Source organism: Methylocapsa aurea, from assembly GCF_000746085.1.
GTDB lineage: Bacteria > Pseudomonadota > Alphaproteobacteria > Rhizobiales > Beijerinckiaceae > Methylocapsa > Methylocapsa aurea.
In genome coordinates this window covers 134,123-155,765 of record NZ_JQKO01000011.1, presented here as the reverse complement: position 1 = coordinate 155,765, position 21,643 = coordinate 134,123, and the positions used below count along the sequence as shown (strand labels likewise).

The window sequence follows — 21,643 nt, the reverse complement described above, 5'->3', positions numbered from 1 at the left end:
GGGTTTGGCCGCGTTTCCGGAAGGCGCTTATTGCTGCGAAGCCGGGGCATTCCGGCCGGCCTCCGGCTCCGGCGCTTTCGGCTTGATCTGCGGCGCGGCTTTCGGCGCGATTGGCTCCGGCGCCTTTGGCTTGGAGCTAGGCTCTGGCTTGGAACTTGATTCAGGCTTGGAGCTTGGTTCAGACTTGACGGCAGGCGCCGGCTTGGCCGAAGGCGCCTGGGTCCCCGACGGCGAATGCGGCGGGCGGACGCCGGAAGGCGGCGAGCGCTGGTCTTCCGTCGGGACGCGGCTCGGCTCGCGCTTGGGTTGAGCCGGAGGCAGGGTCTTTGCGGCGGGCGGAGCGGTTTTCTCCTTTGGCTGCGCCGCAGGCGGAGTCGCGGGAGAAACCGGCGCCTGATCTGGCGCGGGCGCCCCCGGCGGCGGAGGCGCGCGGCGTCCCTTGGTTTCGCTTGCCGGCTGCGCCTCTTTGCCTTGCGGCAGAGCGTGGCTTGGCGCGCCCTTCGGCTCAGCCTTGGGATGAGCCGGAGCCGTTGACGGCCGCGTCGTGGGCGCGATCGGCGTTTGGCCGGGCTCCTGACCAAGTTCCTGGCCAGGACCTTGGCCTGGAGCCTGGCCAGGCTTGGCGCCCTGCGGATGGCCGCCGGGCGCAGGCGCTCCCGATGGTCCTGCCGGGAGCCGTCCTTTGGGTTCGCTTGCGGCGGGCAGATCCTTGCCTTGCGGCAGAGCGTGGCTTGGCGCGCCCTTCGGCTCGATCTTGGGCTGACCAGAAGCCGCTGAAGGCCGCGTCGTGGGCGCGATCGGCGTTTGGCCGGGCTCCTGACCAAGTTCTTGGCCAGGACCTTGGCCTGGAGCCTGGCCAGGCTTGGCACCTTGCGGATGGCCGCCGGGCGCCGGCGCACCCGATGGTCCCGCCGGGAGCCGTCCTTTGGGTTCGCTTGCGGCGGGCAGATCCTTGCCTTGCGGCAGAGCGTGGCTTGGCTCGCCCTTCGGCTCGATCTTAGGTTGAGCGGGAGCCGTTGACGGTCGCGTCGTGGGCGAAACAGGCTCTGAGCCCGGTTCTTGACTTGTCTTTTGGCCCGGCTTGGCGCCCTGCGGATGGCCGCCGGGCGCGGGCGCTCCCGATGGCTCGCCTGGGCGCTGGCCATTGGGTTCGACCGCCGGCGGCAACCCCTTGCCCTGCGGTAGCGCGTGGCCGGGCCCGGCAGCGCCGCCGACGGGCGCAGGAGCCGGTCCTTCCGATTTCGCGGGTTGCCCTTGCTGTGCAGGTTGCCCTGGCGGCAAAATAGCCGGGCGTCCCTGGAAAGGCCTTTGGTCAGGCGCCGACGGCGCCTCGACAGGCTGGCCCACCTCTTGGCCCACCCCCTGCTCGCGATGGCGCGGCGAACCTTCGCCCTGGCCGAAGCCGGCGGGTCTTTGCTGGCCGAAATTTTGCTGAATCACGACGCCTTGCGGGACATTCGGACGGGCATAGGGCAGCGGAATTGGGATTGGAATCGGCAGAAAGCCCTGGCTTTGCGGTGGCGGCGGCGGCGGAAGCTCAATGAAAACCCTCGGGCGCGGCGGCAGGAAATAAGCCGGGGGCGGCGGCGGCGGCGCGTAGACGTCTCCATCGAACAAAAAGATCGGGCGATCCACGATTCTATATTCCGCCTCGGGCGGCGGCGGCAAACCGCCGAAATCATAATCATCGAACCGCGACGGCGGCTCTGGCGGAGCCGAAAGCAGGATAAGCCTGCGCCGGGCGTCGGCAAAATGCGGCCCGCGCGGATAGCGGCGCATATAGGTCCAATAGCTGTTCGGCGTATCCGCCGCGACGGTGCGCCGCCAGGTCAGCGCTTCGCGCCGCGCCGCCAGCAAGGCGCGCACGCGGCCGGCCAGCCGGTCGTTTGGATAGACCGCGAGAAAATCCTGATAGCCGGCGAGCGTGTCCCGCTCGATCGCGGCGGCATAGGCTTCCGCAACCGGGAACTCCCGGATCGGGCGCGAGCGCGAGGCGGCATAGGCTTGCGCCGTGGCCTGCGGCGGCGCATCCGGCCGGCCGGGCAACAGGACGACCGGCGGATCGAGCTTCGAGACATCCCACGGCACGAAGGCGCCGCGGGTGACTTCATCAACCCGCAGACGAATGCGGGAAAAGACTTCATCGACCGGGATGCCGCCTTCACGCAACATTTCTGCCAGCGCTTGTGCATAAGCGCCATAGGGAGCGGGTTCGTCGGGAGCGATGGTGCCAGGCGCCGTATTGAAGGCATAGAGCGCGCCGGGCTCGGCGTCGACGAGCGCAAGGCCGCTGGCGAGCGGCTGACCGCTTTTCGCGAATGGATTGGCGCGGGCCGCGTCCAGAACGACAATCCGCGCTTTCAAAGGCTGCGCCGCGAGCGCGCGGGTGAAATCGGAGACGCGCAGCGCCTCGATTGGAACATCGGCGTCGCGCGCAATGGTCGCCTCGATCGGCGCGAAATAATTTTCGCCTTCATATTGAAGTCCGCGCCCGGCGAGATAGACGAAGACGATTGCGTCGGGGCCCGCCTGCGCCGTCTTGGCGAGAAATTCCCTGAACGCCCGGCGCAGCGCGTCTTGGTCGAGGTTGGCGGCGCCGCTGACCTGGAAACCCGCGGCGCGCAAAGTTTCGGCGACGAGCCCAGCGTCATTGGCGGGCGTCGCCAGCGGCGACTCGCGATAGTCCGCATTTCCGATCACAAGCGCCAGACGGGGCTCGCCGCCTTGCGCGAAAGCCTGCCGGGACAATGGCAAGGTGAACGCCAGACAAAGGATCAGGAGGCCGCCAATTGCTAATTTTCTCATTTTCATCCTTTGGCGCCGCGAGACAAAACAGGAGGGTCTCTTAGAAACGGCCAATATGGCTGAACATTGGCTGAACGTTGGAGCGCTTTCCGATAGAATGCAGTCATTCGATCGATCAGAAATCGCTCCGATGTTAAAACGTCTGAGCATATTCTCGTCGAACAGATTGAACCAATCTGTTCGGAATAGGCTCTAGCCGCCGATCGCGCGCGCCACCTCGGCCCGCACCATCGGCAGGACATCCGCTTCAAACCAGGGGTTGCGTTTGATCCAGCCGCTGTTGCGCCAGGACGGATGCGGCAAGGCGATGAGTCGCGGTCCCTGCTCCCCAGACCCCTGCCCGCCGAAATCCTTCCAGCGCCGCACGACGTCGTCGAGCCGCGCGCCCTTCGGCAAGGGCCGCCCGAGCCGGGCGAAATGATAATCTTGCGCGTAGCGCCCAATCGCGAGGATGCAGTCGAGCTGCGGCAAAAGCCGAAACAGGTCGTCGTGCCAGGTCTCGCGGCACTCCCGCCGCGGCGGCAGATCGCTCTTGGCTGCGCCATGGCCCGGAAAGCAAAAACCCATTGGAATGATCGCCACCCTCGATTCGTCGTAGAAGACGTCGCGGGTGAGGCCCATCCATTGCCGCAGACGATCGCCCGAGGCGTCGTTGAACGAGAGCCCGGTCGCATGCACTTTCGTCCCCGGCGCTTGGCTAGCGACGAGGAGACGCGCGGTCATTGAGGCGCGCAAGACCGGCCGCGGCTGGTGCGGCAGCGCCGGGCCGCGCGGGGATTCGACGCAGAGCCGGCAGGCCCTGATGCGATCAGCTAGCGCTGCGAGCTCAGAGATCGAAGACCTGTCCGTCATAGGCGATCGTCAGCCCGGCCTGCTCCATCTCGCCGCGGCGCGCCAGCGCCGAGTCGCCCATATGGGTCACGACCATCCGCTTGGCCGAAAAGCCGGGCAAATTGGCTTTGAGCGTCGGCCAATCCATGTGATTGGGCGTCGGCGCGGCTCCGGAATAGCACTCGACGAGAAAAATATCGGCATTGGCGGAGAGATCGAACAGGGTTTCGGTCCAGGCGGTGTCGCCGGAATAGGCGAAGACGCTGTTTCCGTCGCAGAGGCGAACGCCCGTCGACAGGCCGCCGGACTCGTGAACCACCTCGAACGTCTCGAGGCTCATTCCGGCGGCTTGCGTCTTTCGTCGGGCGAGAAGCTCCTCCACCCGCCACGGAAACCGCCACGCCGCATTCCTCGCGCCGGGAAAAAACATGTCCAGCGCGACATCGAGCCGCTGCTTCAGGCCGGGCGGGCCAATCAACGTCAGCGGCTTGGTCCTGCGCTCAACGAACTGACAATCGAGCAAGAGGAAAGGCAGTCCGCCGAAATGATCCCCATGGAGATGGGAAACCACAACCGCATCCACGGCGTCGAACTGGAAGCCAAGGCTCTTCCAGGCCCCGATCGAACCGGCGCCGAAATCGACGATGGCCGTCGTCCCGGACGCGTCGACCCTGAAGCAGGTATGCGCCCTTCCGCCTGATCCAAAGGCGTCTCCTGATCCGACAATAGTTACTTTCATTGAACGCCCGCATCAAACCAAAACACCGAAACTTATATTCTTTATGTTCAGTAGATATTTTTTACCTAACCAAAGTTACTTAGTATAGAAGAACTCAATAGCCTCACGCCAGCCTATCACTATCAAAAATGCCCGAAAACGGCTTTTTTGTCTAATATTTGCGAATTTGGCGCAGCTTTTGAGCATGTTCTAAAAAAGTTGCTCGACTTTTTCAGTCGCAACATGCCCCAACTCTTTGAATCTGGCGATTTCTTTTCGAGCGGATGGGTCCATCCCATCGGGAAGCGCTTTAGGCTGCGTTTCTTGGAAAATCGGCAGGTGCGGCGGGACATCGATTAGACCGCCTGCGCGGTTCGCTATGTGCGTCCGCACACATTCAATTGATAGGCGATGGCGCAAGCGCCGATACGCGGAACGGATGCCGATTCTCGTGACAACAACGGGATAAAACAAACTCTTACAGCGTTTCTTGTTTGCTTTTGAGACAGGTCGGCGCGACGGCGCGACGGGTCCCGAATGAGCCCGCGGGAGCAGCGGCCCGGCTGGCGGCGGCGCATCGCCTTTCGGTCGAACCCAAACAGCGCCGGTCAGCCTCGGGTCCGCCTCGGATGCGATCAATTCAGCCGATCGCGTGAGGCTGTCATTAATCTTTTTCGGGCATCGTCCACGAAATCTTTCCATTGACGCGAGAATTGAGCGGGTCTTCCAAAGGATGACAGAAGTCACCGCAGAAATGATCGCAGGCCGGAGGGCGGCGGATCCGAGGATCGCGGCGAAACCCAGCAGCCTCGCCATCGCCCTTCGCAAGGCGCGGGAAAAGCTGAGCCGGTCGGGTTCTGGGCATCGCGATTTCGATATTGCATTGTTGCGGCTTTTCGCCAAGGGACGGCGCGCGTCCGGCTCCGCCATGGCCATCCTCAGCGGAGTCGCCGCTGCGATTGCGGTCGCCTGGGTTCCCCTCGACGCCGTCCTGATTTGGCTCTGCGCAAATATCGCCGCATTAAGTTTGGGGCACCGGCTCGCCGGCAAATTCCTGAACGCGCCCGACGCCAGCATTGACGTCGATCGTTGGCGCCGAAATTTCGTCATCGCCGAGATGGTCCAGGGCGTCGCATGGGCGATCCTTATTTGCCTCATCAGCCACCCGGCGGATCCCGCCGCGCGCGCTTGCGTCCTCGTCATGCTGTTGCTGGTCGCCGCCATGAACGCGACCATCACCGCATCGATTCCCGCAGCGGCGCAGGCAGGCTTGACCCCGGTGGCTCTGACCATCCTCATTGTCATGCGGCCGGCGAGCCTCTCGGACGGAACCTTGCCGCTTGTCGCCGTCGCCTGCGGAACTCTGCTCTATTTCATGCATCTTGCGAGGAAGCTGCATGCGGCCTCGCTCGAAGCGCTCTCGTTTCAGGCCGAAAAAGACGAATTGATCGCCGAGCTCGAACAGTCCAAGGCCAATAGCGATCTGGCGCGCCGCCGCGCCGAGGAAGCAAACCTCGCCAAATCCCGTTTTCTCGCCACGATGAGCCATGAATTGCGCACGCCGCTCAACGCCATTCTCGGCTTCTCCGAAGTCATGAAAGGCGAATTGTTCGGTTCGCACATCATAGCTTCCTATAAGGAATATTCGACCGACATCCATTCGAGCGGCCAGCATCTGTTGATGCTGATCAATGAAATCCTCGATCTGTCGCGAATCGAGGCTGGGCGCTTCGACCTCAAGGAGGAGCCCGTCGCGCTCCCCCATATCGTCGAGGATTGCCGCCATCTGCTGAGCCTGCGCGCCAAGAAGCGCAATATCGACATCGAGGAGGCCGTGGAGCCCACCTTGCCTCGACTTTGGGCCGATGAACGCGCGGTCCGTCAGGTGACGTTGAATCTTCTGTCCAACGCGATCAAGTTCACGCCGCCAGGCGGAAAGATCACGATCAAGATCGGCTGGACCTCGAGCGGGGGCCAATATTTCGCGGTGCGCGACAGCGGCCCTGGGATACCCGAAGAGGAAATTCCGATCGTCATGTCTTCCTTCGGCCGCGGCACGCTCGCCCAAAAAAACGCCGACGAGGGCTCCGGCCTCGGCCTGCCGATCGTCAAAGGCCTTGTCGAGCTCCACGGCGGCAGCTTCACCTTGAAGTCCAAACTTCGCGAGGGCACCGAAGTCATTGTGATCTTCCCGCCTGAGCGGGTTATGGACGCCGCGCCGATCGCCGAGCCCGACGCTTTCGCGGCAAAGGCCCGGCGCAAGACCCGCTCGGCGGCGTGACCCTCAAACGGGAAGTTCGAGGAGCCTGCGGATCCTTCCCCATCACCGCTTTGTGCAAAGCCATTTGCCGAACCGTCTGTTAGAGCGCTTCCCGATTGCGCAGAATCACGTGATCGAAAAGGAATCGCTCAAATTCAAAGAGTTGGAGCATGTGAGACATCGGATATATTCGATGTCTCAATATCGAAAAAGTCGAGCAACCTTTTCGGGACATGCTCTAATGCGGACAATATATCCAATTTCCGAAGGAGATCAGCACGCGTGGCCTCTCGATCCATGACAGCGACGCCCGGCAATTGGAAATCCATGCTGGCGGCAATTCTTTTCGGCTGCGCCGCCATCGCGCCCGCGACAGCGCTGGAGCCGCCCGCGCCGGCCAAACCCGAAGCGGCGGAGCCCACGCAGACGCCGGCGACGACCCCGCCCAATCCGCTGCCGCCAGCCGCGACGACATCCCATTCGCTCGATCTTCCCGGACGCAACCTTCGCTTCAAGGCAATCGCCGGCGCGATCCGGCTGAGCGATGGGCAGAATGGGACGCCGCAAGCCGACATCGGCGCGCTCGCGTTTCTCTTAGAGGGCGCCGATCCGGCCAAACGCCCTGTCGCCTTCGCCATCAATGGCGGGCCCGGCGCGGGCTCGGCCTGGCTCGACCTTGGCGCATTGGGACCGTGGCGGCTGCCGCTCGATGGCGCGCCGCAATCGCCCTCCGCGCCGCCGATCGCGATCGACAATGCCGAGACCTGGCTCGATTTCACCGACCTCGTCTTCATCGATCCGCCCGGCGCCGGCTATAGCCGCATCTTGGCCAAGGGCGAGGACGCGCGCCGCCATTTCTATTCGGTCGGCGGCGACATCGACGCGCTCGCCGTGACGATCCGCAAATGGCTGGTTGCGAACAAACGGCTCGAAAGCCCGAAATTCATCGTCGGCGAAAGCTATGGCGGCTTTCGCGCGCCAAAGCTCGCCCGCCGCTTGCAGGATCAAGAAGGGATCGGCGTCGCAGGCCTTGTGCTGATTTCACCGGTCCTGGACTTCGGCTGGTTCGAGGGCGCCAATAATCCGCTGACCTTCGTGACCAGGCTGCCCTCGCAAGCCGCCGCCGCGCGGAGCCTCAACGGCGCCGATGGCCGCGCCCGCCTCGCCGATGTCGAAGCTTACGCCGCCGGTCCCTATCTCGCCGATCTTCTGCGCGGAGAGCGCGATGCGCAGGCGCTCAATCGAATCAGCGAAAAAGTCGCGGGCTTCACCGGCCTCGATCCGGCCCTCGTGCGCCAACTCGGCGGGCGGGTCGACATGGCGAGCTTCTCCCGCGAACGCAGCCGCGCCGACGGCAAGATCGCAAGTCTTTACGACGCGAATATCAGCGGCTTCGACCCGGCGCCCCACTCGGCTTCGAGCGACTATTCCGATCCCGTCCTCGACGCGCTCAAGACGCCGCTCGCCAGCGCGATGGCCGACATCACTGGAAACCGCCTCGGCTGGCCCATCGAGGCCCGCTACGAAATCCTCAACGAAAACGTCAATCGGCAATGGGATTGGGGCAGCGGCCGGAGCCGCCCCGAGGCCCTTGGGGATCTCAAGCGGGCGATGGCGATCGACCCGCATCTGCGCGTGCTCGTCGCGCATGGGCTGACCGACCAGGTGACCCCCTATTTCGCGTCAAAGCTTCTGTTGGATCAGGTTCCGCCCTTGGGCGATCCGGACCGCCTGCGGCTCAAGGTCTATGGCGGCGGACATATGCTCTACCTTCAGGACAAGCCCCGCGCCGCCCTGCGCGAGGACGCGCGCAAGCTGATCGAGGGCAAGTAGCCCCAGGGAAGGGGACTATTCTTCGGCGTCGGTGGAAAGAATGACTTCGTCCGGCAGCCCCTCCGTCACGCTCTTTTCGAGAGCGACCCCGGCGACGCGGGCAAAGGCGCCGTCGCCTTCGAGAAGCACCACGGCCTCGCCGGGCATTTCCCGCAGCCGTTCGATCAATTGCGCGACCGTCATCCTCTGTCCTTCGCGTTATTTGCCACCGGCGCGCCATCTTGCGCCGGCGGCAAGAAGCGGCCTGTATAGAGCCGCCTCCAACCAAGGCAAATCCTATTCCGCCAGCCGGCCCGCGACGCCCGCCTGCGCAAAAGTCGCCATATCCGCGTGGCAGGCGAGCGCCGCCTTGACGATCCCGACGGCGAGGGCCGCTCCGGAGCCTTCGCCGAGCCGCAGGCCAAGATCAAGCAGCGGCTTCTTGCCGAGCCGGCGCAGCGCCTCGGCATGCGCGCCCTCGGCTGAAACATGCGCGGCGAGGCAATGGTCGAGCGACGTGGGATCCAGCGCATGGAGAATGGCGGCGGCGGCGCAGACCACATAGCCATCGAGGATGACCGGGATCCGCTGCAGGCGCGCGGCCAGGATCGCCCCCGCCATCGCCGCGATCTCGCGCCCTCCGAGGCGGCGCATCACCTCAAAAGGATCGGCGAGATGCGGCTTGTGGAGCGCTATGGCCGCCTCGACCGCCGCGACTTTGCGCGCAAGGCCGGCATCATCCACCCCGGCGCCGCGACCAACCCAATCGGCCGCCGCGCCGCCATAAAGGCCATGATAGATCGCGGCGGCGATGGTCGTGTTGCCGATCCCCATTTCGCCGAGGCACAAAAGATCGACGCCGCCGGCGATCGCCTCCATGCCGAAAGCGAAGGTCGCCGCCGCCTCAGCCGCCCCAAGCGCCGGAGCCTGGGTTATGTCTTGGGTCGGGATGTCGAGCGCGAGTTCAAAAACCTTCAGACCAATCCCGTAGGTTGCGCAGATCTGGTTGATCGCGGCCCCGCCCGCGGAAAAATTCTCCAGCATGGACCTGGTGACCGAGGCCGGATAGGCCGACACGCCCTTGGCCGCGACGCCGTGATTGGCAGCGAAGACCGCGACAAGGGGATGGTCGACCGTCGGCTGGGGCTTGCCCTGCCAGGCGGCGAGAAACGCGACGATCTCTTCGAGCCGGCCAAGCGCGCCTTGCGGTTTTGTCAATAGCGCGTCACGGGCGCGGACCGCCGCAACAGAGGTTTCGGACGCCTCGGGCATCAGCGCGAGAAGATCGCGGAGGGAGTCGAAGGGCAATCCCTTTGCGGACATCGAAACCTGAAAAATGGAGGAGCGGTAGATCACTTAGAGCAGGCAAGGACAAAGTTGCCAGTGTTTTTCCCCGGGGCCGGTTCGACGCGCCGATTTTCCGAGGCTCGGGGATCAAGTGCGGGGCGAGCGCCAAGCGGAGACGCCGCGTTGCGTTTTTTAGCCCGCGCTATCGCAATGCAGCAAAGGAGGACTATATTGTCATTTGCAAGAGCCGCCGGAGGACAGGACCTAAGCCCAGCCCCGGCGCCGGGATCCGCGTGGAACGCCCCCTCCAGAGGCTGTGTTCTAGCGCCGATACAGAAACAAAAATCGCAAAAATTGGTCCGCGGCGAGATGCCCCAGCCTGTTTCGCTTTTGCTATATTGCAATGCAGCATATGACAGCATATCTTACCTTTATAGGGAGAAAACGTCTCAATCTCAGATCTTGGATTGGAGACCAATATCATGCGTAAGCTTTCTTTCCTCACGGCCGGCCTCGTTCTCGCCACCACGGCCTGCGGCTTTGCCGCCTCCAGCGGCATATCGAACCTGGGTCAGGCGGCGGCGTACTCGATCGTGAGCTCCGCCTCGGCGTCAGAGACAAAGCGCGTCCGTTGCTATTCCGGCGTCAGAGACGACCGTAGCAATTTCTACAACGGCATTAAGGCGGACCCGGACAATCTCTATCGAGGCTGGGTCTGTGAGCCCGACCGTGGCTCTGCGCCGGCGGACTGATGCGCGCCGGGCAAGCAAATGTCTTGACGCAATCCGCTTGCGGGACGTCTCGACAAAGGCCCGCCAATAACCGATGAGAAGCGATGCGCCTTGGCTCGTCGCTTCTCATCGACCTTCTGATTTGCCTCCGTTTCACCACGCGGCTTCCCCTCCCCATCCTCGCCTTCGAGCCCGCGCCGCATGCATTTGCGGGCTTTTCCCGCGCCGTGCGAATGATTCCGGCGGCGGGCGCCTTGCTCGGAGCCCTGGCGGCGGGGGTTCTCGCCATGGCCGCGAGCATCGGCTTGCCGCCGCTGATCGCGGCGCCGCTCGCCATCGGCGCCTTGCTGCTTCTCAGCGGCGCATTGCATGAGGACGGCCTCGCCGATTGCGCCGATGGCTTCGGGGGCGGCTCCAGCGCCGAGCGAAAGCTCGAAATCATGAGAGACAGCCGAATCGGCGCATTTGGCGCTTTGGCGCTCGCGCTGGCGCTCTATTTACGCGTGGCGAGCCTGACGGTCATGGCAGGGCACAAGCTCGCTCTGGCGGGCGCCGTGCTGATTGGCGCGGCGGCCCTCTCCCGCGCGGCCGCGCTCATCCCCCAAGCGCTCCTTCCTCCAGCCCGCAACGATGGCGCGGGCTTTTGCGCGGGAAAGCCCGAGCCGGAAGCGCTCGCCGCCGCCGCATGCCTTGCCATCCTATTCGCGCTGACTCCAATTATCGCAGGGGCCGGACTTGGCAAAGCGCTGGCCGGCGCGGCTGCTGGGATCGGCGCCGCGCTTGCCTTCACGGCACTGGCCAAACGTCAGATCGGCGGCCAGACCGGCGATGTCGCCGGAGGCGCGCAGCAGTTGAGCGAAATCGCCTTTTATCTCGTTTTCGCGGCCGGGAATTGACGCGGGCCAGAGGGCTTGCGCCTGAATCGATTAGGCTTTTGAGCTCATCGCCGCCAAACATTGGCTAAGCCAGAATGCCGCGCCTAAGGACTTTCACACAACAATGATGCAAGAACAAATGGCTCCTGGCGAGGACTTCGCTTAGGTGTCGTCGCCATGCAGATTGCCGCCAAATGCGGCCGATCGAGCGGACTTACGCAATCGCCAAGAAAGCGCTTCTAATGATCGAACGATATCTCGAGAAAATCCTGTTTGCGAGCCGGTGGCTGCTCGCCCCGCTTTATCTGACCCTTGCCCTCGGCCTGGTCGCGCTCCTCGTCAAGATGGTGCAGATGATCTATGAAATCGCGCCCCATCTTTGGGAGGCGCGCGAAGCCTCCGTGGTCCTCGATGTGCTCGCCCTCGTCGACCTGACCTTCGCCGGCTCGCTCGTCGTCCTCGTCATTTTTTCCGGATATGAGAATTTCGTCTCGAAGATCGACGCCGCCGAACATAAATCCTGGCCGGAATGGATGGCCAAGATCGACTTTACCGGCTTGAAGCTGAAACTGATGTCGTCAATCGTCGCCATTTCCGCCATTCAATTGCTGCGCGCCTTCATGGACGTCAGGAACACGCCGGACCGCGAGCTTTATTGGTATGCCGGGATTCATATTGTTTTTGTCGTATCGGCGTTCCTCCTGGCGCTGACGGATCGCTTTACAGCCGAGAAACATTGAAACCTGCGAAAGAGTCCCAGCCCAACGCCGCAGCGAGAACGCCACATCAGCGCAATTCTCGATCGGAAGGCCTCCGATCGATCCCTTCAGGAAAAACGCGAGGCCGATCCGATCAAAGTCCCGCGAGATAGAGCGTCGGATCGACCGGCGTCGCGCCTTTGCGCAGCTCGAAGTGGAGCTGAGGCGAGGCGACATTGCCGCTTTGCCCGGATTTCGCGATGGTCTGGCCCCGCTTCACCGTCTCGCCGCGCTTGACCTCGATGTCGCCATTATTCGCATAGGCCGACACAAAGCCATTGGGATGGCGGATCAGGATCAAATTGCCATAGCCCTTCAATTCACTTCCGGCGTAAGCGACGACGCCGCTTTCGGCCGCCTTGACGGACGTGCCCTCTGGAACCGCTATATTGATCCCGTCATTGCCGCCGGGCTTGAAGGCCTGGATGATGCGTCCCCGCGCCGGCCAGCGAAATTCCGGATTGGCGTCGGCGCTGGCCTTGACGGCCTCGGTCGGGGCGCTCGCGGCCTCCTGCGGCGGCTTTTTCGCCTCCGCGACGGGCGTCTCGACTTTTGCGACTTTCTCCGTTTCCGGCTTGGCCTTCGGCTGGCCGGCGACCACCGGCGGCTTGGCCGCGACCGCAAGATTCTTTGCCGGCTCCTTGACAGGCTCCTTAGCGAGCCCCTTGGCGGCTTCCTTTACCGGCTCCTTCGTCTGGTCTTGACCATGCGCCGCGACGAGTTTGGCCGGCGGCTTGGGCTGCGCCGCCTCCTTCACGGGTTTTGGAGGCGTTCTTTCGGGCGCCGCCACTGTGGATGCAAGCTTGCTCGCGGGCGCCGCGCCGGTCAGGATTTTCACCTTGGCGGCATGGCTCGCCGCCGCGGGGGCCGGAGCCGGCGCTGCGCTCGATGCGGCCAAAGAGGCATTGTAGACTGGGATGACGACGCGGGCGCCCGGCTGCACCTGGGCGGCTGCGCTAAAACCATTGGTGCGAACGAGCGCATCGACTGGGATGCCGTAGCGTCGTGAGAGGATTTCGGCGTTCTCGCCCTGCGCGACGGTGATTGGCGATCCGCCCGTGGCGGTCCAGCCTGCCGTTGTCGGCCCTGACGGCGCCCCGGCGCTCGTCCGTGGGCTCGATTGCGCGAATTTCGAGGGTGCGGGATTTGGTTGCGCAAAGCTGGGCTGTGGCTGCGGCGACGGGCTTGCGCTGGGCGCCGCGAGCGGGCGCGACTGCACGGGAGAGACCGGCGCGGCGGGAGCAATGCTCGATGTCGGCGTCGGATCCACGGCGCTCGCCGTCGCCTGGAAAGGATTGCCGAAAGGATCGGCAAGACGGTCGGAGCTGGCGCAGCCCGCAAGCAAACCGGCGGCTGCGCTCGTCAGGGCGAGACGAAACGCGAGACGGGAGCAATAGATTGAAACGGAATGGCTCATGACGCAACCCACTGACGCAGTACCTGTCTAGGCATTAAATGGGGCGCGGGTTAAGGGAGGGTTTAGATGAACGAATATTCACGAAAATCCCTATGAAATGAACTTTCTTTCACGGCGAATGGCTTGGCCTGAGCTTAGAGCGCCCGCGCTTCGCCGGAAAGGATCGCCTGAAGCCGACATGGACAGATCGGCGTCTCGGCAAGGCCGCCTTCTTCGTCGCGCACGATCCGCACTACATGCTGGCGCATCGGCGCTTCAGGATCGGGACGCGCCGCGACAAGCACGCCGTCTTCAGCCAGCGCCGCGACGAGGCTTTCAGGAATCTCGCTCAACGAGCCTTGCACGATCACGCGGTCGAACAAACCGATTTGCGGCAACATCGCAAGCCCGTCGCCCCATACGACGCCGGCGTTTCGCACCTCCAGCCTTTCAAGCCGGGCCCCAGCTTCGATCGCAAGGCTCTGGAACCGCTCGATCGAGAGCACTTCGCGCGCGATGCGGGCGAGAAGCGCCGTGGCGTAACCTGACCCGGTGCCGATTTCAAGAACGCGGTGCTGCGACGCCGGCGCCAGCACCTCGATCATGCGCGCGGCAAGCCAGGGTTCGGGCAGCGTCTGGCCGCAGCGCAGCGGGAGGGCTAGATCGCGGCGCGCGAGGTCAACATAGCGATGCGGCACGAAAATTTCACGCGGGATCGTCTCAAGCGCGCGCAGGACCTCCAGATCCTGGATGCCCCTCGCCCGCAGCGCCAGCAGAAACACCGCTTTGGCCTGCGCCGCTGCGGCGGCCTCGCCCGATTGCGCTCCTGCGGCTTCGCTGCGGCCGGGCTGCATGGGGCTCAATCAGCATAGCGCCCGCGCATAGCGCGCGAGCGAGGGTTCGTCGGTCAAATCAAGCCTGAGCGGCGTGACGGAAATGAATTTTCGCGCCAAGGCTTCAAGGTCGGTGCCTTCGCCTGGAACCAATTGATTGCGATCGAAGGCGATCCAATAATACGGATTGCCGCGTCCATCGGCCCGCGCGTCGATCTTGACGAGATAGCCGCGCCGGCCCTGCACGGTCACCGCGACTCCCTGAACCTCCTCCGGCCGGCACGCCGGGAAATTCACGTTCATTACGATATGTGGCGCGATCCCCTCGGCCAAGAGCTTGTCGATGAGCGGCGGCGCATGGGTCTCGGCGCAACTCCAGATCGCGCCCTCGCGGCCGGTATCGGAGCTGTAGGACTGGGACAGAGCAATCGATGGGATTCCTAGGATCCCGCCTTCCATCGCGCCCGCGATCGTGCCGGAATAGACCACGTCCTCGGCGACGTTCTGGCCGCAATTGACCCCGGACAGGATGACGTCCGGCCGGACGCCGTCAAGAATCCTACGCACGCCCATGATGACGCAATCGGTCGGCGTGCCCTTCACAGCGTAATGGCGCTCGGAAATCTTGCGCAGGCGCAAAGGATCATTGAGCGACAATGAGTGAGCGACGCCGGATTGGTCGTTTTCGGGGGCGACGACCAGAACATCGTCCGTCAGCGTTTTGGCGATCCGCTCCAAAGCGGCGAGTCCAGGCGCGTGAATGCCGTCGTCATTGGTCACCAAAATACGCATCTCGTCCGACTCCCGCGCAACGGCCCGAATGGATCGGCTCGGTCATACGGCGCCCATCTGTCAAGGGAAATCGCCGCCCGCGATCAAAACGATTTAATCGCGCTGCGCCAAGATCAGGAAGGCGGCGCTGCAATCGGAACGCTTTGGCTAAGGCTGCCGCAGATCGCCTATTTATGGCAAGCGGGCTCGTTCAGCAGCTCAAGGCTGGACATTTCGCCGGCGAGCACGAAATCGCCGTAGTCGAGCTTCAGCGCGCGCGAAATGCCGTTCTCATAGAGATCGAAAGACAAGGTATAGCTCGGTCCGTCATCCTTCTTGCCGGCGTCGAAATAGCTGATCGACACCGGCCAGCGCCGCATGTTTTCGAGCACTGGAATCTTCGCCGCCTGCTCGATGACCGGCGCGGCGATCGGATGACCGATGAAAGTCGTCGTCTCATAAACCTTTTCGCCGGTCTCGGATCCGTCGAAGACCTTGACCTCGATGGAGCTCTTGCCAGCCTGGGCGGCGGCCAGGATCCGTCTCAAATGTTCCGTCGGAAACGCGATGTCAGGCGCGAGATCGAACTTGCTCCGCTTCGGCTTGGCGAGATGGACCGACAAAGGGCCATTGGCGATTTTCGACGCCTTGCCGTCGACTGCCTCGGCGGCTCCGTCATCGACGCTGGTGCGCATCTTGAAGTCGAAACTCTTGCCGTCGGGGTCTTCAAAGGTCGCCGAATGCATGTCCGATACGCGCGTTGGCCCTTCGGCTGGCTGCAATTCGGTCAATTGCCGGAAGTTTTGCACATAGCCCTCGCAGGGGGAGCCCGCGAAATCGAAGGCGATGCGTCCATGCGCCGCCGTTGGACTCTTGCTGCCGACCGATTTTGACAGCGTCAGCTCATAGACCGCTCGATGCGAGGCGAGCGCCACGGCGCCGCTCATGTCCATTTTTGCCTGGGTCTCCGGCGCGGAGCGGGGCGGCGCGGGTTGCGCCGGGGCCGATTTGGCGGCGAAGGCCGAAGGCGCGAAGGGACCGACCGTGATGAGGGCCAAGGCCCACGCGCCTGAGGCCAGGAAACGGGCGTGCGAAGCAAGCATTATCGATGTTCCTCGAACGACTTGGGTCAGCGGCGTTAGGAAACGAATCCAGACCGCGAAGAGTAAAATTAGAGTTAAGGCGCGCGACATGCAACCCAAACCGTCCGGTGTGCGGATTTGCCCTTCGCGCTCCAGCGTTTTACGCTTTAGCAGCGTACTATAGCGCACAGGCAAAAGGAGTTCTCATCTATGAGCAAGACCGAAGAAAGATTGGCTGCTTTGGGCGTATCGCTTCCGATCCCCGCCGCGCCGGTCGCCAATTACGTTCCTTTTGTAGCGACGGGCGCTCTCCTTGTCATTTCCGGCCAGCTCGCCTTCGGCCTGGACGGCAAACTCGATCCCGCCCATGTCGGCAAGCTCGGCGCGCAGGTTTCGAGCGAAGCGGGACGCGCGGCGGCGCGCAATTGCGCAATCAATATTCTTGCGCAAGCGAAGGCCGCCTTGGGCGATCTCGACAAGATTTCGCGCTGCATCCGGCTCGGCGGCTTCATCAACACGGCGCCGGGGTTCTCGGCGATCGCCCCGGTGATGAACGGGGCCTCCGATTTCATGGTTGAGGTTCTCGGCGACAAGGGACGCCATGCAAGATCCACCGTGGGAGTCGCCGAATTGCCATTCGATAGCGTCGTGGAGGTCGAAGCCCTGTTCGAAATCGCCATCTGATGCCGCGGCACATGATCGCCGCGCCCGATTGGCTGACCGCGCGGCCGATCGCCCATCGCGGCCTTCATTCGAAGGCGCGGGGATTGGTTGAAAACACGCCCGCGGCGGCGGCGGCGGCGATCGCCAAAGGCTACGCCATCGAATGCGACATCCAGCGCGCCAAGGACGGCGAAGCCATGGTGTTTCACGATTTCACGCTCGACCGCCTGATGCGCGCACAAGGCCGCCTCGACGCCTATAGCGCCCGCGAAATCGCGGCGTTCGCCTACAAAGACAGCGACCAGTCGATTGCGACCCTGCCGGCGTTTCTGGCCTTTGTCGATGGACGCGCCCCGCTCATCATCGAGGTCAAGAGCCGGTTCGACGGCGATCAGCGCCTCGCCGAACGCGCCATCGCCGTCGTGGCGGATTATCGCGGTCCGGTTTGCCTCAAAAGCTTTGATCCCTTGATCCTCGCCCATATCCGCGCCGCTGGCGTCGCCTGCCCTCTCGGTCTCGTCGCGGAGGCCAGCTATGGCGAGGCCGACTGGCCCGAACTCACGCCACAGATGCGCGCCCGCCTGACCGATCTCCGCGATTACCCGAGAATCCTGCCGGATTTTCTGTCCTGGCATGTGAGCGATTTGCCGCATGCGGTCCCACAGCTCTGCCGGAGCGGGATTGGCATGCCGGTCATGACCTGGACGGTTCGGTCGGAGGCCGACGGAGCCTACGCGGCGCCATGGGCCGATCAAATTATTTTCGAGGGTTTCGAGCCTTGAGCCAATCTTATTGCGCACCCCCTTCGCTGTTTCACAAACGGCTTCCGAAACAGTTCCTGATTGGGCCTAAGGGGCGCGAAACGTCTTCGATTCCGGGCGCATCGGATCATGCGATCCAGATTAAGCCATGACGCCTTTAGCAAAAACAAATTTGCGCTCTATTTCTCCGCTTTAGTGCAGGTCTTGCTCAAGGAGCCATCCTCCGGGATTGCGTTCTAACCCACTGACGCTGGCCGGCTATGCCGAGAACCGAGATTTAAGCGATGGATGAACGGCGCATGGCGACCAATATTTCGGGCTTGGACATCGACGCCGCGGAAGACGCCTTTCGCCCGCCCTTGGTGAGCGTCATTGTCGTCAATTTCAACTACGGACGCTTCCTTCGGGCCGCGGTAGACTCGATATTCGCGCAGACCTATCCGAATATCGAATGCGTCATCGTCGACAACGCCTCGACCGACGAGAGCGATGCCGTCCTGCGCGCGATCGAGCGCGATCGCAAGGGCGTTAGGATCATCCGGCGCGCCGAGAATGGCGGTCAAACGCTGGCGACGCTGGAGGGTCTCGCCGCATCCAGCGGACCCTATGTCATCTTTGTCGACGCCGACGATTTCCTGCTCCCCCACTGCATTGAGACGCATATTTTCGTGCATCTCTCGCTTCGCATCCACGTTGGCTTCACCTCCGGCGACATGCTCCAGGCGCTCGACGACCAGGTGGTTCTTGGAACCGAGAACGCTTTCAATCGGATCATGCAGACCGAGACCGGAAAGAAGTCCAATGCAACGCGGCCCTATCGTCAAGTTTGCGGTTCTTGGCCCGGCGAGGCTTTTGACCGTTCGGTTCTGGAAAAAATCCGCTTCGTCGCGCCGATGACCAATGAGTGGGTCTGGGCGCCCACGTCGGGCAATTGTTTTCGCCGCGATGCGCTTTCCCTGTTTTCGGACAATCCCGCCTTGGCCAGCCTCCGCACCGGGACCGATCTTTACTTCTGCCTCGGAATCAACGCCGTCAGCGGCAGCGTCCTGATCGATGACGCGGTCGCGGTCTATCGCCTCCACGGCGGCAATATGTTTTCGCGGCGCCCGCAATTGAACCACGTGCTCTGCTACGAACCCGGCGGCGCCGGCGACAGCAACGCGCAAGCGAAAGCCATTCTGATCGACCATTTGATCGAACATGCGGCGCGGTTCGTGGACCGAGGCTGGACCCGGTTCGATTACGCCCGGCTCCTGCGGCGGACCGATTGCTCGAACCCCGGCGTCGATGCGCCGCGATGGCTGAGCCGCTCTCGCGTCGCCGACCAGCTCATCGCGCGCTTCGGCATGGTCGCGGCGGTGCTCGGCGTCTGGCAAACCAGGGCCTTGATGTTTCAGAGCGGCGTTCCCTGGAAGCTGATTTGGCGCTCGCGTCAGGTTTCACCGACCGGCTAGAGCATTTTCGAGCGAAGTGGATACTGGTTCGCGTTAAGAAAATGCGACAAAACAAAGACCTAGAGCTGCTTTTTGATTCCGCCGAAACTGAAAGCGCTCTCGGTCCCCGACCGGCCCCTTGACGACCGCCTTAGGAGAGCGCAAGTGCGGGGCGCTGCTTTCAACCAGGGGCGCGCCCAGCCGATGCCTTCGTCCTCATCTCGAAATGCAAGCGCCGCTCCTGCCAAACCCAAAGCGGCGAGCCCGAGATCCGCGAAGCCAAAGTCCGCCGCAAGCCCCAAATCCAAAGGCGCCAAAGCCGCGAACACCAAAGCCGTCGGGATCTCCAAGGCGGCTGCCGAAACGCCATTTTGGAAGCAAAAGCCGCTTGAGGCCTTGAGTCAGGCCGAATGGGAAAGCCTTTGCGACGGGTGCGGGCGCTGTTGCCTCGTCAAATTGGAAGACGAGGACACCGGCCAAATCCATTATACGGATATCGCCTGCAAGCTGTTTTCGGCGGAAACCTGCCGCTGCGCCGATTATGGGCAACGGCGGCGCAAAGTGCATGATTGCGTCAAGTTGACTCCGGCGGCGGTGCGGTCGCTGAAATGGCTGCCCCGCTCTTGCGCCTATCGGCTGATCGCCGAGGGACGCGACCTCGCCTGGTGGCACCCGCTGGTCTCCGGCTCGGCTTCCACGGTGCATGAGGCGGGCGTTTCCGTGCGCGGCCGCGTCGCGCTCTCGGAGACAGAGGTCCAGCTCGCGGATTATCCTGATTACATCGTCTCCTGGCCCGGGCAGGCCCCGAGGCCGGCGAAGACTCGAGGCTCCGGCGCGGAGAAACCGCGACGGCGCGCGGAGCCCGCCCCAGAGTAAGGCGCCCCAATCGGTCGCCCATCCGATTCGGAGGCTATTGCCTGCCGCTTCCCCCGGTTCGCACACTGACCCAAGGCGGAGCCGACGCCCCTGCGCAATCCGCGCTTGCAATCCGGATATCAATAAGCTCTATAATTCTTATAGTCTAACTAGCGACTGTTTGACGATGAGCTCAATGAGAATCATGGACGCGATTGACCGGCGGATTTTGCGCATCGTGCAGAAAGACGCGTCGCTGTCGATCTATGAAATCGCGACGCAAGTCGGACTTTCACAAACGCCCTGTTGGAAGCGGCTGCAGCGGCTTGAAGCCTCCGGCGTGATCAAGCGCCGCATCGCTTTGCTCGATCCGGCGAAAGTCGGACTCGGAATCACGGTTTTCGTCTCGATCCAGGTCGGCGACCATTCCGGCAAGGCTTTGGCGCGCTTCGCCGCCGAGGTCTCGGCGATGGAGGAAGTGCTGGATTTCTATCGGATGGCCGGCGATGTCGATTATGTCTTGCGCGTCGTCGCTCCCGACACATCGGCGTTCGACGCCTTTTACAAGCGATTGATCGAGATGATGCCGCTTAAGAATGTGACGTCGCGTTTCGCTCTCGAAAGCATCAAGTCGGAAACCGCCCTTCCGATCGCGACCTGATTGTCGCCGCTTGTCGAGGGACGAGACTTCGGCGATCCTGGATTGGGAAACATGGGCTTGGAATGGCCATGACGCGAGCGCCGCAATACTCCTCCCTGCCGCTCCTCGACCTTCGCCGGCTTGAGGACGCCGACGAACGCGCCGGATTTCTCGCCGATTTGCGGTCGGCCGCGCGCGACGTCGGATTTTTCTATCTGGCCGGGCACGGCGTGGAAGCCGAGCAGAACGCCGAGATTCTCAGCATCGCGCGCCGGTTCTTTGCCCTTCCGGAGAAGGCGAAACAGGCGGTCGAGATGATCCATTCGCCGCATTTTCGCGGCTATGCCAGGGCCGGCGCGGAGATCACGCGCGGGCGCGCCGATTGGCGCGAGCAGTTCGACATCAACTCCGAGCGCGAGGCGGTTTGGCGACCCGGCGCTCCGGCCTGGATGCGCCTGCAAGGCCCCAATCAATGGCCGGCGGCCCTGCCCGAGCTGCGCCCGGCGCTGCTTGCCTGGCAAAGCGCGCTGACCAAGGTCGCAGTCCGGTTGCTGCACGCTTTCGCGCAAAGCCTTGAGCAAAGCCCCGACGTTTTTGAGCCGACCTATCGGGACGCGCCCAACCAGCATATCAAGATCATCCGCTATCCAGGCCGCGACGCGAGCTCGACCGACCAGGGCGTGGGCCCGCACAAGGACAGCGGCTTTCTCACTTTTGTGCTCCAGGATCGCCAGGACGGCCTCGAGGTCGAGGCGGCGGACGGCCAATGGATCAAGGCGGAGCCGCGGCAAGACACATTCGTCGTCAATATCGGCGAGCTCTTGGAGCTGGCCTCGAACGGGTATTTGCGCGCCACCGTGCATCGCGTCGTCGCCCCGCCTCCCGGCGCGGAGCGGCTTTCCGCCGCCTTCTTCCTAGGCGCAGGGCATGATTCGACAACGCCTTTGCTGGCGCTTCCCCCAGCGCTGGCCGGCGAGGCGCGCGGCCCCTCGAGCGATCCCGCCAATCCGCTTTTCCGGCATGCCGGAGAGAATTATCTCAAGGGGCGGCTGCGGTCGCATCCCGACGTCGCCCAACGCCATTATGGCGGCCTGATCGAAGTCAGTTAGGCTCAGATCGATTGGCGTTGCAG

Annotated in this window: 20 protein-coding genes; 11 read left to right on the top strand and 9 right to left on the bottom strand. The window is 63.3% G+C overall.

Features of this window, described 5'->3' with window-relative positions; genetic code table 11:
• Positions 1–27: 27 nt before the first annotated feature.
• The 3 genes from DL86_RS20280 to DL86_RS09340 all read right to left on the bottom strand — a co-directional run bounded on the left by DL86_RS20280 (position 28) and on the right by DL86_RS09340 (position 4,375).
• Positions 28–2,805: a caspase family protein gene (locus DL86_RS20280; RefSeq protein ID WP_202899187.1), complete on the bottom strand. Its 2,778-nt coding sequence runs from the start codon at positions 2,803–2,805 to the stop codon at positions 28–30.
• A 192-nt stretch (positions 2,806–2,997) separates the two neighbouring features.
• Positions 2,998–3,528 carry a uracil-DNA glycosylase family protein gene (locus DL86_RS09345; protein WP_245276318.1) on the bottom strand — a complete coding sequence of 177 codons (531 nt, stop codon included), beginning with the start codon at positions 3,526–3,528 and terminating at the stop codon, positions 2,998–3,000.
• Positions 3,529–3,631: 103 nt separating this feature from the next.
• Positions 3,632–4,375, bottom strand: coding sequence for an MBL fold metallo-hydrolase (locus DL86_RS09340; protein WP_036260577.1), 744 nt, complete (start codon positions 4,373–4,375; stop codon positions 3,632–3,634).
• A 712-nt stretch (positions 4,376–5,087) separates the two neighbouring features.
• Here DL86_RS09340 and DL86_RS09330 point away from each other — a divergent pair.
• The gene (locus DL86_RS09330) at positions 5,088–6,635 is read left to right on the top strand and encodes a sensor histidine kinase (protein WP_036260574.1); all 1,548 of its coding nucleotides are present in this window, start codon (positions 5,088–5,090) and stop codon (positions 6,633–6,635) included.
• Between the two features lie 276 nt (positions 6,636–6,911).
• Positions 6,912–8,447: a S10 family peptidase gene (locus DL86_RS09325; RefSeq protein ID WP_051953072.1), complete on the top strand. Its 1,536-nt coding sequence runs from the start codon at positions 6,912–6,914 to the stop codon at positions 8,445–8,447.
• Between the two features lie 15 nt (positions 8,448–8,462).
• On the opposite strand, the gene DL86_RS20275 is transcribed toward DL86_RS09325, so the two are convergent.
• Complete coding sequence (locus tag DL86_RS20275) at positions 8,463–8,630, bottom strand: hypothetical protein (RefSeq protein ID WP_202899186.1); 168 nt, start codon at positions 8,628–8,630, stop codon at positions 8,463–8,465.
• A gap of 93 nt (positions 8,631–8,723) precedes the next feature.
• Entirely contained in the window at positions 8,724–9,749 is a 1,026-nt protein-coding gene (gene cobT / locus DL86_RS09320; RefSeq protein ID WP_036260653.1) for a nicotinate-nucleotide--dimethylbenzimidazole phosphoribosyltransferase, read from the bottom strand.
• A gap of 446 nt (positions 9,750–10,195) precedes the next feature.
• Between cobT and DL86_RS09315 the strand changes: the two genes are divergently transcribed.
• From DL86_RS09315 to DL86_RS09305, 3 genes are all read left to right on the top strand, one after another.
• The gene (locus tag DL86_RS09315) at positions 10,196–10,465 is read left to right on the top strand and encodes a hypothetical protein (protein ID WP_156964556.1); all 270 of its coding nucleotides are present in this window, start codon (positions 10,196–10,198) and stop codon (positions 10,463–10,465) included.
• A gap of 83 nt (positions 10,466–10,548) precedes the next feature.
• Positions 10,549–11,340 (top strand): adenosylcobinamide-GDP ribazoletransferase, encoded by a 792-nt coding sequence (locus DL86_RS09310; protein ID WP_036260570.1) that lies wholly within the window; start codon positions 10,549–10,551, stop codon positions 11,338–11,340.
• Between the two features lie 221 nt (positions 11,341–11,561).
• Positions 11,562–12,059 carry a TIGR00645 family protein gene (locus DL86_RS09305; RefSeq protein WP_036260651.1) on the top strand — a complete coding sequence of 166 codons (498 nt, stop codon included), beginning with the start codon at positions 11,562–11,564 and terminating at the stop codon, positions 12,057–12,059.
• Between the two features lie 112 nt (positions 12,060–12,171).
• On the opposite strand, the gene DL86_RS09300 is transcribed toward DL86_RS09305, so the two are convergent.
• From DL86_RS09300 to DL86_RS09285, 4 genes are all read right to left on the bottom strand, one after another.
• Positions 12,172–13,494 carry a M23 family metallopeptidase gene (locus DL86_RS09300; RefSeq protein ID WP_036260568.1) on the bottom strand — a complete coding sequence of 441 codons (1,323 nt, stop codon included), beginning with the start codon at positions 13,492–13,494 and terminating at the stop codon, positions 12,172–12,174.
• A gap of 134 nt (positions 13,495–13,628) precedes the next feature.
• The gene (locus tag DL86_RS09295) at positions 13,629–14,327 is read right to left on the bottom strand and encodes a protein-L-isoaspartate O-methyltransferase family protein (protein WP_051953070.1); all 699 of its coding nucleotides are present in this window, start codon (positions 14,325–14,327) and stop codon (positions 13,629–13,631) included.
• A 9-nt stretch (positions 14,328–14,336) separates the two neighbouring features.
• Positions 14,337–15,098, bottom strand: coding sequence for a 5'/3'-nucleotidase SurE (gene surE, locus DL86_RS09290; RefSeq protein ID WP_036260566.1), 762 nt, complete (start codon positions 15,096–15,098; stop codon positions 14,337–14,339).
• A 167-nt stretch (positions 15,099–15,265) separates the two neighbouring features.
• Positions 15,266–16,180, bottom strand: coding sequence for a cell envelope integrity EipB family protein (locus DL86_RS09285; RefSeq protein ID WP_036260565.1), 915 nt, complete (start codon positions 16,178–16,180; stop codon positions 15,266–15,268).
• A 189-nt stretch (positions 16,181–16,369) separates the two neighbouring features.
• On the opposite strand from DL86_RS09285, the gene DL86_RS09280 reads away from it, so the two are divergent.
• The 6 genes from DL86_RS09280 (at position 16,370) to DL86_RS09255 (ending at position 21,620) form a co-directional block, all read left to right on the top strand.
• Positions 16,370–16,843, top strand: a complete 474-nt coding sequence (locus DL86_RS09280) for a RidA family protein (RefSeq protein ID WP_036260563.1) — start codon at positions 16,370–16,372, stop codon at positions 16,841–16,843.
• Positions 16,843–17,604 (top strand): glycerophosphodiester phosphodiesterase family protein, encoded by a 762-nt coding sequence (locus tag DL86_RS09275; RefSeq protein WP_051953068.1) that lies wholly within the window; start codon positions 16,843–16,845, stop codon positions 17,602–17,604. Before DL86_RS09280 ends, DL86_RS09275 begins: the two co-directional genes overlap by 1 nt.
• Positions 17,605–17,882: 278 nt before the next feature.
• The gene (locus DL86_RS09270; RefSeq protein WP_245276317.1) at positions 17,883–19,037 is read left to right on the top strand and encodes a glycosyltransferase family 2 protein; all 1,155 of its coding nucleotides are present in this window, start codon (positions 17,883–17,885) and stop codon (positions 19,035–19,037) included.
• 321 nt (positions 19,038–19,358) lie between these two features.
• On the top strand, positions 19,359–19,892 hold the full coding sequence (locus tag DL86_RS09265; RefSeq protein ID WP_051953091.1) for a YcgN family cysteine cluster protein: 534 nt from the start codon (positions 19,359–19,361) through the stop codon (positions 19,890–19,892).
• A 184-nt stretch (positions 19,893–20,076) separates the two neighbouring features.
• Positions 20,077–20,532, top strand: a complete 456-nt coding sequence (locus tag DL86_RS09260) for an Lrp/AsnC family transcriptional regulator (protein WP_036260560.1) — start codon at positions 20,077–20,079, stop codon at positions 20,530–20,532.
• A 68-nt stretch (positions 20,533–20,600) separates the two neighbouring features.
• The gene (locus tag DL86_RS09255; RefSeq protein ID WP_036260646.1) at positions 20,601–21,620 is read left to right on the top strand and encodes an isopenicillin N synthase family dioxygenase; all 1,020 of its coding nucleotides are present in this window, start codon (positions 20,601–20,603) and stop codon (positions 21,618–21,620) included.
• Positions 21,621–21,643: the final 23 nt, after the last annotated feature.